Below are 15000 nucleotides of genomic sequence, written 5' to 3' on the forward strand. Positions count from 1 at the left end.
GTAGGCGAGGAGAGAATCCTAAGGTGTGCGAGAGAACTCTGGTTAAGGAACTCGGCAAAATGACCCCGTAACTTCGGGAGAAGGGGTGCTTTCTTAACGGAAAGCCGCAGTGAATAGGCCCAAGCGACTGTTTAGCAAAAACACAGGTCTCTGCGAAGCCGTAAGGCGAAGTATAGGGGCTGACACCTGCCCGGTGCTGGAAGGTTAAGGAGAGGGGTTAGCGTAAGCGAAGCTCTGAACTGAAGCCCCAGTAAACGGCGGCCGTAACTATAACGGTCCTAAGGTAGCGAAATTCCTTGTCGGGTAAGTTCCGACCCGCACGAAAGGTGTAACGATTTGGGCACTGTCTCAACCAGAGACTCGGTGAAATTATAGTACCTGTGAAGATGCAGGTTACCCGCGACAGGACGGAAAGACCCCGTGGAGCTTTACTGTAGCCTGATATTGAATTTTGGTACAGTTTGTACAGGATAGGCGGGAGCCATTGAAACCGGAGCGCTAGCTTCGGTGGAGGCGCTGGTGGGATACCGCCCTGACTGTATTGAAATTCTAACCTACGGGTCTTATCGACCCGGGAGACAGTGTCAGGTGGGCAGTTTGACTGGGGCGGTCGCCTCCTAAAGTGTAACGGAGGCGCCCAAAGGTTCCCTCAGAATGGTTGGAAATCATTCGTAGAGTGCAAAGGCATAAGGGAGCTTGACTGCGAGACCTACAAGTCGAGCAGGGACGAAAGTCGGGCTTAGTGATCCGGTGGTTCCGCATGGAAGGGCCATCGCTCAACGGATAAAAGCTACCCCGGGGATAACAGGCTTATCTCCCCCAAGAGTCCACATCGACGGGGAGGTTTGGCACCTCGATGTCGGCTCATCGCATCCTGGGGCTGTAGTCGGTCCCAAGGGTTGGGCTGTTCGCCCATTAAAGCGGTACGCGAGCTGGGTTCAGAACGTCGTGAGACAGTTCGGTCCCTATCCGTCGTGGGCGTAGGAAATTTGAGAGGAGCTGTCCTTAGTACGAGAGGACCGGGATGGACGCACCGCTGGTGTACCAGTTGTTCTGCCAAGGGCATAGCTGGGTAGCTATGTGCGGAAGGGATAAGTGCTGAAAGCATCTAAGCATGAAGCCCCCCTCAAGATGAGATTTCCCATAGCGTAAGCTAGTAAGATCCCTGAAAGATGATCAGGTTGATAGGTTCGAGGTGGAAGCATGGTGACATGTGGAGCTGACGAATACTAATAGATCGAGGACTTAACCATATAATATGTAGCAAATGTTATCTAGTTTTGAAGGAATATGCCTTCATAGTTTGGTGATGATGGCAGAGAGGTCACACCCGTTCCCATACCGAACACGGAAGTTAAGCTCTCTAGCGCCGATGGTAGTTGGGACCTTGTCCCTGTGAGAGTAGGACGTCGCCAAGCAACTAAAAAACACGAGTCTTTGACTCGTGTTTTTTTATTTCCCATGAAATAGATTAGATTCTGATAGTAAAAATACTGAAATATAGTAAGGTATTTTTTGGGCAGAAATATTAAGGAATTGATAAATAAATGGATAATCTTCAGATCCATAACTACCAAGTAAGTCATACCACCAATCAGTTTCATACCTAGAAATCATGCTTAAATTATAGAGCAATAAGTAATGAACGAGGAGCTCAGGTAAAATGGGTTTAGAATTTCTAGGATTAGTCGTAAGTGGTAAGTAATAAGTATTAGTAAGGTACTCATAGTATAAAGGAGTACTATACATAGGATTCCACGATTGAATAGGCGCCGAAAAAAACACATTCGATTCACTATTTTTCTCAGCTACGTGTTGTATCGATAAATGTTTACAAGTTGTTTCGATGTAACGAGAAAATCGCTCTTTAGTCATATGTAATCGATCTAATATATTGACTGAAAAGGAGAGCTCATTTTTATTTGTTGAATCGATCTTATATAAAGTCGATACTTTTTGACTATAACGAAACAAATTTTGTAATTCAGGAATATTCCCCATCAGCTCTAACATATTAAACTTCTCCGCTTCTAAGTGTTTCATGTGAAACAGTTGTTCTGCAACGTGAGTAAATAATCCGTTTTTCTGTATTTTCACCTCATCTTCTAAAAATTGATACCCCTGTTTTTTTCGTTTACGAGTTGTAACGCCATGAGCTAAAACAGTAGTTGATTCTGGGTAGTTAGGATCAATAGTTAACAAGCAAGCTTTAAATAGTTGGCTAATTCCATAAAATAACAACATTGGTTGAATCGAAAAAGGGGCCGCCTTATATAATTCGTAATAATTTTTCCCGTGTTCTAAGTAGTAAATAAAGGGATAACAGTTTTCAAAACTTTTTTTTTCAGCATCTTGTATGGAGGATTTTTCATAACAACGGGCAAGATAACGTTGTACATTTTGAGATGAAAAAAAGAAACTTAATTGCTGCCAAGTACAATGTGTTTGATGCATATATTACGCTCCTTTTATTGTCTAAAAATTCTAACATATATATACGTCCTTGACAGTATTTTAACCAATTGATAAGCTACTAATAATAATTTCTGGTATCATGGGGGGAACAATTATGTGGGAATCTAAATTTGTTAAAGAAGGTTTGACTTTTGATGATGTATTACTTGTACCAGCGAGGTCAGATATATTACCAAGAGAAGTAAGTGTTAAAACAGTTTTATCTGAAAGCTTACAGCTAAACATCCCGTTAATTAGTGCAGGAATGGATACAGTAACAGAAGCTGACATGGCTATTGCAATGGCTCGCCAAGGCGGTTTAGGAATTATTCATAAGAATATGTCTATTGAGCAACAGGCAGAGCAAGTTGATAAAGTAAAGCGCTCTGAAAGCGGCGTTATTTCAGATCCTTTCTTCTTAACTCCAGAACATCAAGTATATGATGCAGAACATCTTATGGGAAAATATCGTATCTCAGGTGTACCAGTTGTAAATAATTTAGATGAGCGAAAATTAGTTGGTATTATTACCAACCGTGATATGCGTTTCATCCAAGATTACTCAATCAAAATTTCTGACGTAATGACAAAAGAACAGTTAATTACAGCTCCAGTTGGTACTACACTGGAAGAAGCTGAAAAGATCCTACAAAAGTATAAAATTGAAAAGCTCCCTCTTGTTGATAATAACGGTGTATTACAAGGGCTTATTACAATAAAAGATATTGAAAAAGTAATTGAATTCCCAAACTCTGCTAAAGATAAGCAAGGACGCTTATTAGTTGGAGCGGCTGTTGGTGTAACGGCTGATGCTATGCTTCGTATCGATGCATTAGTAAAAGCTAGCGTAGATGCAATTGTACTTGATACAGCTCATGGGCATTCTAAAGGTGTTATTGAAAAGGTAAAAGAAGTTCGTGCGAAATATCCAGCACTAAATATTATCGCTGGAAATGTTGCTACAGCTGAAGCAACGAAAGCATTAATCGAGGCTGGTGCAAACGTAGTTAAAGTTGGTATTGGACCAGGTTCTATTTGTACGACACGCGTTGTAGCTGGTGTTGGTGTACCACAATTAACAGCAGTTTATGATTGTGCAACAGAAGCTCGTAAACACGGTATTCCAGTTATTGCTGATGGCGGTGTTAAGTACTCTGGTGATATGGTTAAAGCTTTAGCAGCAGGAGCACACGTTGTTATGCTAGGTAGTATGTTTGCTGGTGTTGCTGAAAGCCCTGGAGAAACTGAGATTTACCAAGGTCGCCAATTTAAAGTATATCGTGGTATGGGTTCTGTTGGAGCGATGGAAAAAGGAAGTAAAGATCGTTACTTCCAAGAAGGAAACAAAAAACTTGTTCCAGAAGGTATTGAAGGACGCGTACCATATAAAGGACCTTTAGCAGATACAGTTCATCAATTAGTTGGTGGATTACGTGCAGGTATGGGATATTGTGGAGCACAGGATTTAGAATTCTTACGTGAGAATGCACAGTTCATTCGCATGTCAGGTGCTGGTTTACGTGAAAGCCACCCTCATCATGTACAAATTACAAAAGAGGCTCCAAACTACTCATTATAATGTCTTATATGTAAATAGATAGAGATTTGATATCTCTGTCTATTTTTTTTTGATTATGTTAGAATAACGGTTATGTGAGTACATAGATATTGGGGGTAGCAAAAGTGAAAGGTATGTTTTGCAAAAGATTCATGGCTTTGGTAACGGTGCTTACACTAGCTTGTAGCATGCTGTTACCATATAGCAATGCATCGGCTGAAACAGGAGCCGCTCTAAACATTGAAGCAGGTGCGGCAATTTTAGTAGAAGCGAATTCTGGGAAAATTTTATATCAAAAGAATGCAGATGAGTTATTATCAATTGCTAGTATGACAAAAATGATGAGTGAATATTTAGTTCATGAAGCAGTGGATAAAGGAAAACTTAAGTGGGATCAAAAGATTAAGGTTTCTGAATATGCGCATAAGATTTCACAGGATCGTTCATTATCAAATGTTCCACTAGAAAATGGTGGTTCTTATACGGTAAAAGAGTTATACGAAGCGATGGCGATTTATTCCGCTAATGGAGCAACAATTGCTCTAGGTGAAGCAGTGGCAGGAAAAGAAGTTAATTTTGTAAAAATGATGAATGATAAGGCAAAAGAGTTGGGATTGAAAAATTATAAATTTGTAAATTCTACAGGCCTAACGAACAAAGATTTAAAAGGACAGCATCCCGAAGGAACAACACCGGATGAAGAAAATAAAATGTCTGCAAGGGACGTCGCAATTTTAGCACAACATCTTATTAAGGATTATCCCAAAACATTAGATACAGCAAAAATCCCTAAAAAAGTATTCCAAGAGGGCGGAAAATACCCGATTAATATGGATAACTGGAATTGGATGTTAAAAGGTTTAGTTAAGCAATACGATGGCGTAGACGGCCTGAAAACAGGATCAACTCCAGAAGCCGGTGATTGCTTCACTGGTACGGTTGAAAGAAACGGTATGCGTTTTATTTCTGTAGTTATTAAAACAAGTTCTCATACAGCACGTTTTGATGAAACGAAGAAGTTATATGATTATGGATTTGCTAACTTTGAAATGAAGCAAATGTATAAAAAAGATTCTTCAGTAAAAGGACAAGAAACAGTAAGAGTAGAAAATGCAAAAGATAAAGATGTAGCAGTTCAAACAAAACAAGTTGTTTCACTTCCAGTGCCAAAAGGAAGTAAAGATGTTTATAAAACAGAATTTAAAGAAGCAAGTAAGGGACAAGAAGCACCTATTAAAAAGGGTGTTGCACTTGGTCAGATGGTAATTACACCAAAAGATACGAATGACCCTGGATTTTTATCTGGTAAGTCATTACAAGTAGATCTTGTAACAACATCAGCAGTGGAAGAAGCAAACTGGTTTACTCGTTCTATGCGCGGAATCGGCTCTTTCTTTAGTGGTATATGGAATAGTGCTGTTGATACAGTAAAAGGTTGGTTTTAAAAGCTCCTCATTGTAGGAGCTTTTTCTTATTCCCATTTTTCATACCTACTTTATGAAAAAGTAGTAGACAAGCATCTGATAGTTAATGGTAGAATGTAAGAGTATTCTTAATTTTCGCCTTTAACGGGGGAAAGCAATTCACCTAGGGGGGTTTTTGTACATGACAAATGTAACAGGGACAGAACGTGTAAAACGTGGAATGGCAGAAATGCAAAAAGGCGGCGTTATTATGGACGTAGTTAACGCTGAACAAGCAAGGATTGCAGAAGAAGCAGGCGCAGTTGCCGTTATGGCATTAGAGCGTGTACCAGCAGATATTCGTGCAGCAGGTGGCGTTTCTCGTATGGCAGACCCAACGATTGTTGAAGAAGTTATGGGTGCGGTGTCAATTCCGGTTATGGCAAAATGCCGTATCGGTCATCTTGTAGAAGCACGTGTATTAGAATCATTAGGGGTAGACTATATCGATGAGAGTGAAGTATTAACTCCTGCTGATGAAGTATACCATTTAAATAAACGTGATTACACAGTTCCGTTTGTATGTGGTTGCCGTGATATCGGAGAAGCTGCACGTCGTATTGCAGAAGGTGCATCTATGCTTCGTACAAAAGGTGAGCCAGGAACAGGAAACATTGTAGAGGCAGTGCGTCATATGCGCCAAGTCAATGCAGAAATCCGTCAAGTTGCAAGTCTACGTGAAGATGAGTTAATGACATATGCAAAAAATACTGGTGCTCCTTATGAAGTACTACTTGAAATTAAACGCCTTGGTCGCTTGCCAGTTGTAAACTTTGCAGCAGGTGGTGTAGCAACACCAGCAGATGCAGCGTTAATGATGCAACTTGGTGCTGATGGTGTATTTGTTGGATCTGGTATCTTCAAATCAGAGAACCCAGAGAAATTTGCACGTGCAATCGTTGAAGCGACGACTCATTATGAAGATTACGAACTAATTGCAAGCCTTTCTAAAGGATTGGGTAATGCAATGAAAGGTGTCGAAATTTCAACGTTATTACCAGAACAACGCATGCAAGAGCGTGGATGGTAATTGAAGGAGAACTTTAAAATGGTGAAAATCGGTGTACTAGGTCTTCAAGGTGCAGTTCGTGAGCATGTAAAATCAGTTGAAGCAAGTGGTGCAGAAGCTGTTGTTGTAAAGCGTATAGAGCAACTTGAAGAGATTGATGGTCTTATTTTACCAGGCGGTGAAAGTACAACAATGCGTCGTCTTATTGATAAGTATGCTTTCATGGAACCACTTCGTACATTTGCGAAGTCTGGTAAACCAATGTTTGGTACATGTGCAGGTATGATTCTTCTTGCGAAAACACTTATTGGCTATGAAGAAGCACATATTGGTGCTATGGATATTACAGTTGAACGCAATGCGTTTGGACGCCAAAAAGATAGTTTTGAAGCCGCACTTTCAATGAAAGGTGTGGGGGAAGACTTTATTGGTGTATTTATCCGTGCTCCGTATGTTGTAGATGTTGCTGATAACGTTGAAGTACTTTCTAAGCACGGCGATCGAATGGTAGCGGTAAGACAAGATCAGTTTTTAGCTGCTTCATTCCATCCGGAATTAACGGATGATCATCGTGTGACAGCATACTTTGTCGAAATGGTAAAAGAAGCTAAAATGAAAAAAGTTGTGTAAGTAACTTGCAACTTGTATAAGATTATAGTAAATTGATGGTAACAATTTTATAAAATAAGCGTGTTGATAGGAAGTAGTAACAAATGTCGTTTCTTATAGAGAGTCGATGGTTGGTGGAAATCGATAGAAACAGTTTGTGAATCCATCCTGGAATGGAATGTGGAATATCTTTATGATTAGTAAACATTCCCGGTGAAGAGCCGTTATTTCTACTTGAGAGGAAAGTAGTAATGCTTTCAACTAGGGTGGCAACGCGGGTTAACTCCCGTCCCTTTGTATAGGGACGGGAGTTTTTTGTATTTTATAAAATAAAAGGAGGAGTATATAATGCTTGATATTAAATTATTACGTACAAACTTTGAAGAAGTAAAAGCAAAATTGCAGCATAGAGGCGAAGATTTAACGGAGTTTGGTCGTTTTGAAGAGCTTGATACGAGAAGAAGAGAATTACTTGTTCAAACAGAAGAACTAAAAAGTAAACGTAACGAAGTGTCTCAACAAATTTCAGTATTAAAGCGTGAAAAGAAAGATGCAGAAGCTTTAATTTTAGAAATGCGTGAAGTTGGAGAAAAAGTAAAAGATCTTGATAATGAACTTCGTACAGTTGAAGAAGACTTAGAAAGATTAATGTTATCTATTCCAAATATTCCTCATGAATCTGCTCCAGTTGGTGAAACAGAGGATGATAATGTAGTAGCGCGTACTTGGGGAGAAGTGAAGGAATTTGCTTTTGAACCAAAACCACATTGGGATCTTGCTACAGATTTAGGAGTTTTAGATTTTGAGCGTGCTGGGAAAGTAACAGGAAGCCGCTTCGTATTTTACAAAGGTGCAGGCGCAAGATTAGAGCGTGCTTTAATTAGTTTTATGCTTGATCTTCATACTGACGAGCATGGATATGAAGAAGTGTTACCTCCGTATATGGTAAACCGTGCAAGTATGACAGGAACAGGACAACTTCCGAAGTTTGAAGAAGATGCATTCCGTATTGAAAGTGAAGATTACTTCTTAATTCCAACAGCAGAAGTACCTGTAACGAATATGCATCGTGATGAGATTTTAAATAAAGAGCAATTGCCTATAAGATATGCTGCATTTAGCTCTTGCTTCCGTTCTGAAGCAGGTTCAGCTGGTCGCGATACACGTGGTTTAATTCGCCAACATCAGTTCAATAAAGTAGAGCTTGTGAAGTTCGTAAAACCAGAAGATTCTTATGAAGAGTTAGAAAAATTAACAAATGATGCAGAACGCGTGTTACAATTATTAGAGTTGCCATATCGCGTTATGAGCATGTGCACAGGCGATTTAGGATTTACAGCAGCGAAGAAATACGATATTGAAGTATGGATTCCAAGCTATGGCACATATCGTGAAATTTCTTCTTGTAGTAATTTTGAAGCTTTCCAAGCGAGACGTGCAAATATCCGTTTCCGCCGTGAGCCAAACGGAAAACCAGAACATGTTCATACATTAAATGGATCTGGTCTTGCAATTGGACGTACGGTTGCAGCTATTTTAGAGAACTACCAACAAGAAGATGGTACAATTATAATTCCAGAAGTTCTTCGCCCTTATATGGGAGGAAAAACAGTTATTAAGTAAATTTAAACATTCATCGGTATGAGTGATTGGTAATTATGAGCGTTGTCAGTACTGTAATGTAGGAGGGGGAAAGTAAAATTTTCCTTTCCTCATAATTTATTTTAGTAGGGTTGACTAACTGTTTTTCTTTTGATATTATATTTGATGTCAATATGGAGGTATACCCAAGTCTGGCTGAAGGGATCGGTCTTGAAAACCGACAGGCGGCGAGAGTCGCGCGGGGGTTCGAATCCCTCTACCTCCTCCAGATATAATTGACAACAGCGCATATAAGTGGAGATTGGAGAACTCGTTACCAACACGTAACGAGTTTTTATTTTAAAACCAATCATAAAGTATGGTGTAAGGCGATTTTGTCCTTATTACACACTCATATTCCGATGATTATCTTCATAGATATGAAAGGAGTCAACATGGATCTTATTATACAAACGTTTCCTTTAGATGGAAAAACTTTATATTATGTACAATGTCCTGTCTGTAAGAACAATAGAATTTTAAACAGTGGTGCAAATGTATCGCGCATTATAAGCGATGATACATTCCGTAAACTTTGTGGTTGTACTTGTGATGTAAAGCAAGCTACGACAAAAGTAGAGGCGCCAAAAAAGGTTGAAAAACCAGCTGTAAAGAAAGAAGCAGCTCCAAAACGTACAGGTAAAGTATTAACGGCAGTGATTAACGGGAAAGAAATGACTGTTAAAGAGATTGCTGAAACATATGACATTAGTACAAGTACTGTTCGTCAGCGTATTAACGCTGGAAAACCTGAGAGTGAAATTATTGCTCCAACAAAGAAGAAGTAATTTAATAGGAAAACCCGTGCATATGCACGGGTTTTTTATTTTACAAGTTTACGTGTTTGTTTTAAGAAATGGCCAATTTTTTTAATGATTGGTTCGATTGAATCGCCATCTTTTAAAATATCGTATTCATTAATGTTTAATCGTAAAACAGGGCATGAATTGAAGTTGTTAATCCAGTTTTCGTAACGTCCGTGCATCTCTTTCCAATACTCAATTGGTGTTTGCTGCTCCATCGGGCGTCCGCGTTCTTGAATACGGTCTACAATATCATCGAAAGAACCTTCTAAGTAAATTAATAAGTCTGGATGAGGGAAGTAAGGAGTCATGACCATAGCATCAAATAAACCTTTGTATGTTTCATAATCAGTTTCCGTCATTGTACCTTTTTCATGATGCATCTTTGCGAAAATTCCAGTGTCTTCATAGATAGAACGGTCTTGAACAAAACCACCACCGTATTCAAAAATTCTCTTTTGTTCTTTAAATCGTTCTGCTAAGAAGTATACTTGCAAGTGGAAGCTCCAGCGTGTGAAATCGGCATAGAACTTGTCCAAATATGGATTAGAATCTACTTTTTCAAATGATGTGCGATAACCTAAAGCGTTAGCTAGTGCAGTTGTCATAGTTGATTTTCCGACACCTACTGTTCCAGCGATAGTAATTACTGCATCATTCGGTATATCATATTTTTGCCTTAAATTCATTATTATTTCGACTCCTTTAAGAGAGTATTTTGAAGGGCGGATAGGATGACGTTTAAATCATCGGGATTTTGTACAAAATCCATATCATCTCCGTTAAATTTCAACACTGGGATATCTGGATGGTCCTTTTTAAAAGTATCCATTGCTGTTTCGTAATCTTTTGTGAGCTGTAGTAAGTAATTTGGATCCATATTTTTTTCGAATTCTCTTCCGCGCATTGCGATTCGTTTTTGTAATGTTTCCAGGCTAGCTGTTAAATAAACGATGACATTTGGTACAGGCATATCTTGTGTAAGGATACGATAGATTTGCATGTATTTGTCATATTGAGAATCTTTTAATGTACGTGATGCGAAAATTAAATTTTTAAATATATGATAATCTGCTACTACTGGCTTCCTTTGATTCAAATACTTTATGTTAATGTCTTCTAGTTGTTTGTATCTATTACAAAGAAAGAACATCTCTGTTTGAAAACTCCATTCGTCGATGTCTTCATAGAACTTTCCTAAAAAAGGGTTTTCATCAACAATCTCTTTTAGTAAGTGGAGTTGCATGTGAGTTGAAATTTCCTTCGCAAGTGAAGTTTTTCCAACACCAATTGGTCCTTCAACCGTGATAAATGGTACTCCGGTCACGCTGTTTCCTCCTTTCAATCAGTGATTTGCCGTGACTACTAAAAACACAAAACAGAATTATTGTAGCACAAGAGGGAAGCGAGCGGGTTAATTTGATATAAAAAGTTAGAAAATAGATATATGTATTAATTAATTTTTATTTGAGATGACGGTATTATATTTGCTTTCAATGTAGCTTCCATTATTTTTAAAGCATGCAGATTGTCCTGATCATTGTTAGAGGCAATGCAATCCTGTGGTACATACAGTGTATAATTTCTCATATGAGCATCGTTAGCAGTAAACAGGATACATATATTTCCAGCAACTCCTGTTAATATCAGATTTTCTATTTTTAAATAGCCCAATAAAGAATTCAAAGGCGTTTCATAAAAAGCAGAGTAATGTGGTTTAATAAAAATGTAATCATCAGAATGTGGAGCAATCTTATGAATTATATTTTCACTATACTCATTTGTACAATGAGTAATCAGTTGGTCAATATCAGATCTCCAAAGTTGATAATGGTCATTAACATAAATTATGGGATAGCCGAAGGCTTTCATTGTTTTCTTTAATTGTAAAATAGGATTTGTTATAGTTTCGCATTTTTTTGCCAGGATGGGCCCGTGGGAAAATTGAAAGTCATTAATCATATCAATAATGAGCAAAGCAGTGTTTTTCATATGTAATCCCCTCTCTTTTTCTTTTAGGGTGGATTGAATTTATAAAAGTTATCCCACGTGTAGTAAATGGAAAAAGGTTTATTTTATTTGTGATGAAAGGACTAGGTTATGGAACAAGATCAAGATATTTATTTTATGCAACTAGCGATAGAAGAGGCTAAAAAGGCAGAGGAAATACAAGAAGTACCAATTGGTGCAGTCATAGTGTTAGATGGTGAGGTAATTAGTGTTGCTCATAATTTAAGGGAAACTGAGCAACGATCAATCGCTCATGCCGAGTTGTTAGCGATTGATGAAGCTTGCAAAAATCTAGGGACATGGCGTTTAGAAGATGCAACGTTATATGTAACCTTAGAGCCCTGTCCAATGTGTGCGGGTGGAATTGTTTTATCACGAGTGAAGCGAGTTGTATATGGTGCAAGTGATCCGAAGGGCGGATGTGCAGGAACATTAATGAATCTTTTAACAGATGAACGTTTTAATCATCAATGTGAAGTAGTCACTGGTGTATTAGAAGAAGAGTGCGGTACGTTGCTAACAAACTTTTTTAGAGAGCTTCGTAAAAAAAGAAAAGCGATAAAAAAATTAGAGAACAGTAACGAGAATTAACGCATTTGCATTTTATAAAAAAACAAGTTATACTGATAATGCCTTTAATGAAGGCAACCGAATATTGGTTTTAACTTTGCCGTGCTAAGCGGGGAGGTAGCGGTGCCCTATACTCGCAATCCGCTCTAGCGAGGCCGAATCCCTTCTCGAGGTTATGTTGCTGTAAGGTCTGCCTTAAGTAAGTGGTGTTGACGTTTGGGTCCTGCGCAACGGGACCCCGTGAACCTTGTCAGGTCCGGAAGGAAGCAGCAATAAGCGGGTTTTCTCGTGTGCCGCAGGAGTGCCTGAACCGAGCTAACTGCTTGAGTAACGCTTATGGTACGTAATCGACAGAAGGTGCACGGCAGTTATATATGTATACAAAACTCACCTTGATACAAGGTGAGTTTTTTGTATGGAAAATAACTTTTGGAATCTATAAACAGAATGGGTTATAATATATAAGATAATAACCTTTGAGGGAGGCCGTATTTTCGTGTCATACCAAGCGTTATACCGAACATGGAGACCGCAAAAGTTCGAAGATGTAGTCGGTCAAAAGCACGTAACAAAAACGTTGCAAAATGCCCTTCTTCAAGAGAAAGTTTCACATGCTTATTTATTTTCTGGTCCGAGGGGAACAGGAAAAACGACGATTGCAAAAGTATTTGCAAAAGCAATTAACTGTGAACATGCTCCGGTAGCTGAACCTTGTAATGAATGTCCTTCTTGTTTAGGAATTACACAAGGATCTATTTCAGATGTATTAGAAATTGATGCGGCTTCAAATAACGGTGTAGATGAAATTCGAGATATAAGAGATAAAGTAAAATATGCTCCAAGTGCTGTAGAATATAAAGTATACATTATCGATGAGGTTCACATGCTTTCTATGGGTGCCTTTAATGCTCTTCTAAAAACTTTAGAAGAGCCACCAGGACATGTTATCTTTATTTTAGCGACAACAGAACCACATAAGATTCCACCTACGATTATTTCGAGATGTCAGCGATTTGAATTCCGAAAAATATCAGTAAATGATATTGTTGAGAGATTATCGACGGTTGTGACAAATGAGGGTACGCAAGTAGAAGAGGAAGCACTACAAATTGTTGCTCGTGCTGCCGAGGGTGGTATGCGTGATGCACTTAGCCTTATTGATCAGGCTATATCTTATAGTGATGATGCAGTTACGACAGAAGATGTTTTAGCTGTAACAGGCTCTGTTTCTCAGCAATATTTAGGTAACCTAGTAGAATGTATACGTGAAAATGATGTATCAAGAGCATTACGTATCATAGATGAGATGATGAGTAAAGGGAAGGATCCAGTTCGATTTATGGAAGATTTCATTTACTATTATCGTGATATGCTTTTATATCAAACGTCACCACAACTAGAACATATGTTGGAACGGGTAATTGTAGATGATCAATTCCGCATGTTAAGTGAAGAAATGCAGCCGGAAGTAATCTATGAGATTATTCATAGTCTTAGTAAAGGGCAACAAGAGATGAAGTGGACAAACCATCCACGAATTTTCTTAGAAGTTGTGATGGTACAACTGTGTCAGCAGTTTATGATGCAAGCAAACGGTGCAGATCGTTTACAAGCGGTTATGAACAGAATGCAGCAACTGGAGAAAGAATTAGAACAAGTTAAAAAGAATGGTGTACCAGCTGGCGTGCAACCTGAAGTAAGAGAGACGCGTGCAACACCAAAACCAATGCGAACGGGAAGTATGAAAATTCCTGTTGGACGTGTAAATGAAGTGTTGAAGCAGGCGAAGCGTCAAGAATTAGAACAATTGAAAGCCGTATGGGGTGAGTTGTTAGGAAGACTCAAATCGTATAACAAAGTGGCATTTGCTGTTTTATTAGAAAATAGTGAGCCAGTAGCGGCTTCAGATGATACTTATGTGTTAGCATTTCAATATGAGATTCATTGTAAAATGGCGAGTGAAAATCGTGAAGCAATGGATACGCTGGAACAAATTCTTTTTGAATTGCTAAGTAAAAAGTTAAATATGATTGCTATCCCGAAAAGTGAATGGGGTAAAATTCGTGAGGACTTTTTACAACGCGAAGGCGGGGATTCTGAAGAAAGCCCAGAGCAAAAAGAAGATCCTCTCATAGAAGAAGCAGTAAAATTAGTAGGGCAAGAACTTATTGAAATAAAAGAATAACTATTATTAGGAGGAATTAAATATGATGCGTGGCGGAATGGGAAATATGAATAACATGATGAAACAAATGCAAAAGATGCAAAAAGACATGGCAAAAGCACAGGAAGAGCTTGGTGAAAAAACGGTTGAAGGTACAGCTGGCGGTGGAATGGTTTCTGTAATTGCAAATGGCCATAAGCAAGTTCTTGAAGTGAAAATTAAAGAAGAAGTTGTAGATCCAGAAGATATCGAAATGTTACAAGATCTAGTGCTAGCTGCAACGAACGATGCACTTAAAAAGGTTGATGAACTTTCAAATTCTACAATGGGTAAATTTACAAAAGGCTTAAACTTACCAGGTGGAATGTTCTAGGAGGATATTGATATATGCATTATCCAGAGCCAATATCAAAATTAATCGATAGTTTTATGAAATTGCCAGGAATCGGACCGAAAACAGCGGTTCGATTGGCATTTTTCGTATTAGATATGAAAGAAGACGATGTGTTAGGTTTTGCGAAAGCACTTGTGAATGCGAAGCGAGATCTAGCGTATTGTTCTGTATGCGGACATATTACTGACCGTGATCCTTGTTATATTTGTGATGATTCACATCGAGATCAAACGGTTGTCTGTGTCGTGCAAGAACCGAAAGATGTAATCGCGATGGAAAAAATGAAAGAGTATCAAGGTGTATATCATGTGTTACGTGGTGCGAT

14 protein-coding genes, 1 tRNA gene, 2 rRNA genes, 1 other RNA gene and 1 other annotated feature (2 of these 19 running past the window's edge) are annotated in these 15000 nt (G+C 38.7%); of the genes, 14 read left to right on the plus strand and 4 right to left on the minus strand.

Annotation, left to right across the window (positions count from 1 at the left end; genetic code table 11):
- Window positions 1-1253: ribosomal RNA gene (locus tag F0362_RS00050) — 23S ribosomal RNA — on the plus strand; it begins 1669 nt to the left of the window's first position.
- Window positions 1254-1302: 49 nt separating this feature from the next.
- A 5S ribosomal RNA gene (rrf, locus tag F0362_RS00055) occupies window positions 1303-1418 on the plus strand.
- A 34-nt stretch (window positions 1419-1452) separates the two neighbouring features.
- On the opposite strand, the gene F0362_RS00060 is transcribed toward rrf, so the two are convergent.
- Window positions 1453-2454: a YaaC family protein gene (locus tag F0362_RS00060; protein ID WP_000554256.1), complete on the minus strand. Its 1002-nt coding sequence runs from the start codon at window positions 2452-2454 to the stop codon at window positions 1453-1455.
- Between the two features lie 115 nt (window positions 2455-2569).
- Here F0362_RS00060 and guaB point away from each other — a divergent pair, with 115 nt between their 5' ends.
- From guaB to F0362_RS00095, 7 genes are all read left to right on the plus strand, one after another.
- Window positions 2570-4033 (plus strand): IMP dehydrogenase, encoded by a 1464-nt coding sequence (guaB, locus tag F0362_RS00065; RefSeq protein ID WP_000264091.1) that lies wholly within the window; start codon window positions 2570-2572, stop codon window positions 4031-4033.
- A gap of 113 nt (window positions 4034-4146) precedes the next feature.
- Window positions 4147-5457: a serine hydrolase gene (locus F0362_RS00070; protein ID WP_131202456.1), complete on the plus strand. Its 1311-nt coding sequence runs from the start codon at window positions 4147-4149 to the stop codon at window positions 5455-5457.
- A 160-nt stretch (window positions 5458-5617) separates the two neighbouring features.
- Window positions 5618-6505 (plus strand): pyridoxal 5'-phosphate synthase lyase subunit PdxS, encoded by an 888-nt coding sequence (gene pdxS, locus F0362_RS00075; RefSeq protein WP_000186168.1) that lies wholly within the window; start codon window positions 5618-5620, stop codon window positions 6503-6505.
- Between the two features lie 18 nt (window positions 6506-6523).
- Window positions 6524-7114: a pyridoxal 5'-phosphate synthase glutaminase subunit PdxT gene (gene pdxT, locus F0362_RS00080; protein ID WP_000238789.1), complete on the plus strand. Its 591-nt coding sequence runs from the start codon at window positions 6524-6526 to the stop codon at window positions 7112-7114.
- A gap of 54 nt (window positions 7115-7168) precedes the next feature.
- Window positions 7169-7390: a binding site (T-box leader), on the plus strand.
- A gap of 51 nt (window positions 7391-7441) precedes the next feature.
- The gene (gene serS / locus F0362_RS00085; RefSeq protein WP_000884202.1) at window positions 7442-8716 is read left to right on the plus strand and encodes a serine--tRNA ligase; all 1275 of its coding nucleotides are present in this window, start codon (window positions 7442-7444) and stop codon (window positions 8714-8716) included.
- Between the two features lie 154 nt (window positions 8717-8870).
- Window positions 8871-8963: transfer RNA gene (locus F0362_RS00090), tRNA-Ser, on the plus strand.
- A 166-nt stretch (window positions 8964-9129) separates the two neighbouring features.
- Window positions 9130-9522 carry a sigma factor-like helix-turn-helix DNA-binding protein gene (locus F0362_RS00095; RefSeq protein ID WP_000364197.1) on the plus strand — a complete coding sequence of 131 codons (393 nt, stop codon included), beginning with the start codon at window positions 9130-9132 and terminating at the stop codon, window positions 9520-9522.
- A gap of 35 nt (window positions 9523-9557) precedes the next feature.
- Here the strand turns inward: F0362_RS00095 and F0362_RS00100 are convergent, their stop codons facing one another.
- The 3 genes from F0362_RS00100 to F0362_RS00110 form a co-directional block, all read right to left on the minus strand.
- Entirely contained in the window at window positions 9558-10226 is a 669-nt protein-coding gene (locus F0362_RS00100) for a deoxynucleoside kinase (protein WP_001053585.1), read from the minus strand.
- Between the two features lie 2 nt (window positions 10227-10228).
- Window positions 10229-10864 carry a deoxynucleoside kinase gene (locus F0362_RS00105; RefSeq protein ID WP_000148219.1) on the minus strand — a complete coding sequence of 212 codons (636 nt, stop codon included), beginning with the start codon at window positions 10862-10864 and terminating at the stop codon, window positions 10229-10231.
- Between the two features lie 125 nt (window positions 10865-10989).
- A complete protein-coding gene (locus tag F0362_RS00110; protein ID WP_000798728.1) occupies window positions 10990-11529 on the minus strand; it encodes a cysteine hydrolase family protein in 540 nt (179 codons plus the stop codon).
- A 108-nt stretch (window positions 11530-11637) separates the two neighbouring features.
- On the opposite strand from F0362_RS00110, the gene tadA reads away from it, so the two are divergent.
- The 5 genes from tadA to recR form a co-directional block, all read left to right on the plus strand.
- A complete protein-coding gene (tadA, locus tag F0362_RS00120; RefSeq protein WP_000434335.1) occupies window positions 11638-12138 on the plus strand; it encodes a tRNA adenosine(34) deaminase TadA in 501 nt (166 codons plus the stop codon).
- A gap of 79 nt (window positions 12139-12217) precedes the next feature.
- Window positions 12218-12482, plus strand: an RNA gene (ffs, locus tag F0362_RS00125) — signal recognition particle sRNA large type.
- Between the two features lie 131 nt (window positions 12483-12613).
- Window positions 12614-14302 (plus strand): DNA polymerase III subunit gamma/tau, encoded by a 1689-nt coding sequence (dnaX, locus tag F0362_RS00130; protein WP_000121584.1) that lies wholly within the window; start codon window positions 12614-12616, stop codon window positions 14300-14302.
- 25 nt (window positions 14303-14327) lie between these two features.
- The gene (locus tag F0362_RS00135) at window positions 14328-14654 is read left to right on the plus strand and encodes a YbaB/EbfC family nucleoid-associated protein (protein ID WP_170957726.1); all 327 of its coding nucleotides are present in this window, start codon (window positions 14328-14330) and stop codon (window positions 14652-14654) included.
- A gap of 14 nt (window positions 14655-14668) precedes the next feature.
- Window positions 14669-15000: the 5' portion of a recombination protein RecR gene (gene recR / locus F0362_RS00140; RefSeq protein ID WP_000559167.1), read on the plus strand. It continues 265 nt past the right edge of the window; 332 of the gene's 597 nt are visible here — the first part of the coding sequence; it begins with the start codon at window positions 14669-14671; its stop codon lies off the right edge, out of view.

It is taken from the genome of Bacillus sp. BS98 (assembly GCF_008432245.1).
GTDB lineage: Bacteria > Bacillota > Bacilli > Bacillales > Bacillaceae_G > Bacillus_A > Bacillus_A toyonensis.

Excerpts from the sequence above, each read along its gene's own strand:
- guaB (WP_000264091.1), top strand. The coding sequence starts at position 2,570 with ATGTGGGAATCTAAATTTGTTAAAGAAGGTTTGACTTTTGATGATGTA.
- F0362_RS00100 (WP_001053585.1), bottom strand. The coding sequence starts at position 10,226 with ATGAATTTAAGGCAAAAATATGATATACCGAATGATGCAGTAATTACT.
- F0362_RS00070 (WP_131202456.1), top strand. The coding sequence starts at position 4,147 with ATGTTTTGCAAAAGATTCATGGCTTTGGTAACGGTGCTTACACTAGCT.
- tadA (WP_000434335.1), top strand. The coding sequence starts at position 11,638 with ATGGAACAAGATCAAGATATTTATTTTATGCAACTAGCGATAGAAGAG.
- F0362_RS00110 (WP_000798728.1), bottom strand. The coding sequence starts at position 11,529 with ATGAAAAACACTGCTTTGCTCATTATTGATATGATTAATGACTTTCAA.
- pdxT (WP_000238789.1), top strand. The coding sequence starts at position 6,524 with ATGGTGAAAATCGGTGTACTAGGTCTTCAAGGTGCAGTTCGTGAGCAT.
- F0362_RS00060 (WP_000554256.1), bottom strand. The coding sequence starts at position 2,454 with ATGCATCAAACACATTGTACTTGGCAGCAATTAAGTTTCTTTTTTTCA.
- pdxS (WP_000186168.1), top strand. The coding sequence starts at position 5,618 with ATGACAAATGTAACAGGGACAGAACGTGTAAAACGTGGAATGGCAGAA.
- F0362_RS00095 (WP_000364197.1), top strand. The coding sequence starts at position 9,130 with ATGGATCTTATTATACAAACGTTTCCTTTAGATGGAAAAACTTTATAT.
- serS (WP_000884202.1), top strand. The coding sequence starts at position 7,442 with ATGCTTGATATTAAATTATTACGTACAAACTTTGAAGAAGTAAAAGCA.
- F0362_RS00135 (WP_170957726.1), top strand. The coding sequence starts at position 14,328 with ATGCGTGGCGGAATGGGAAATATGAATAACATGATGAAACAAATGCAA.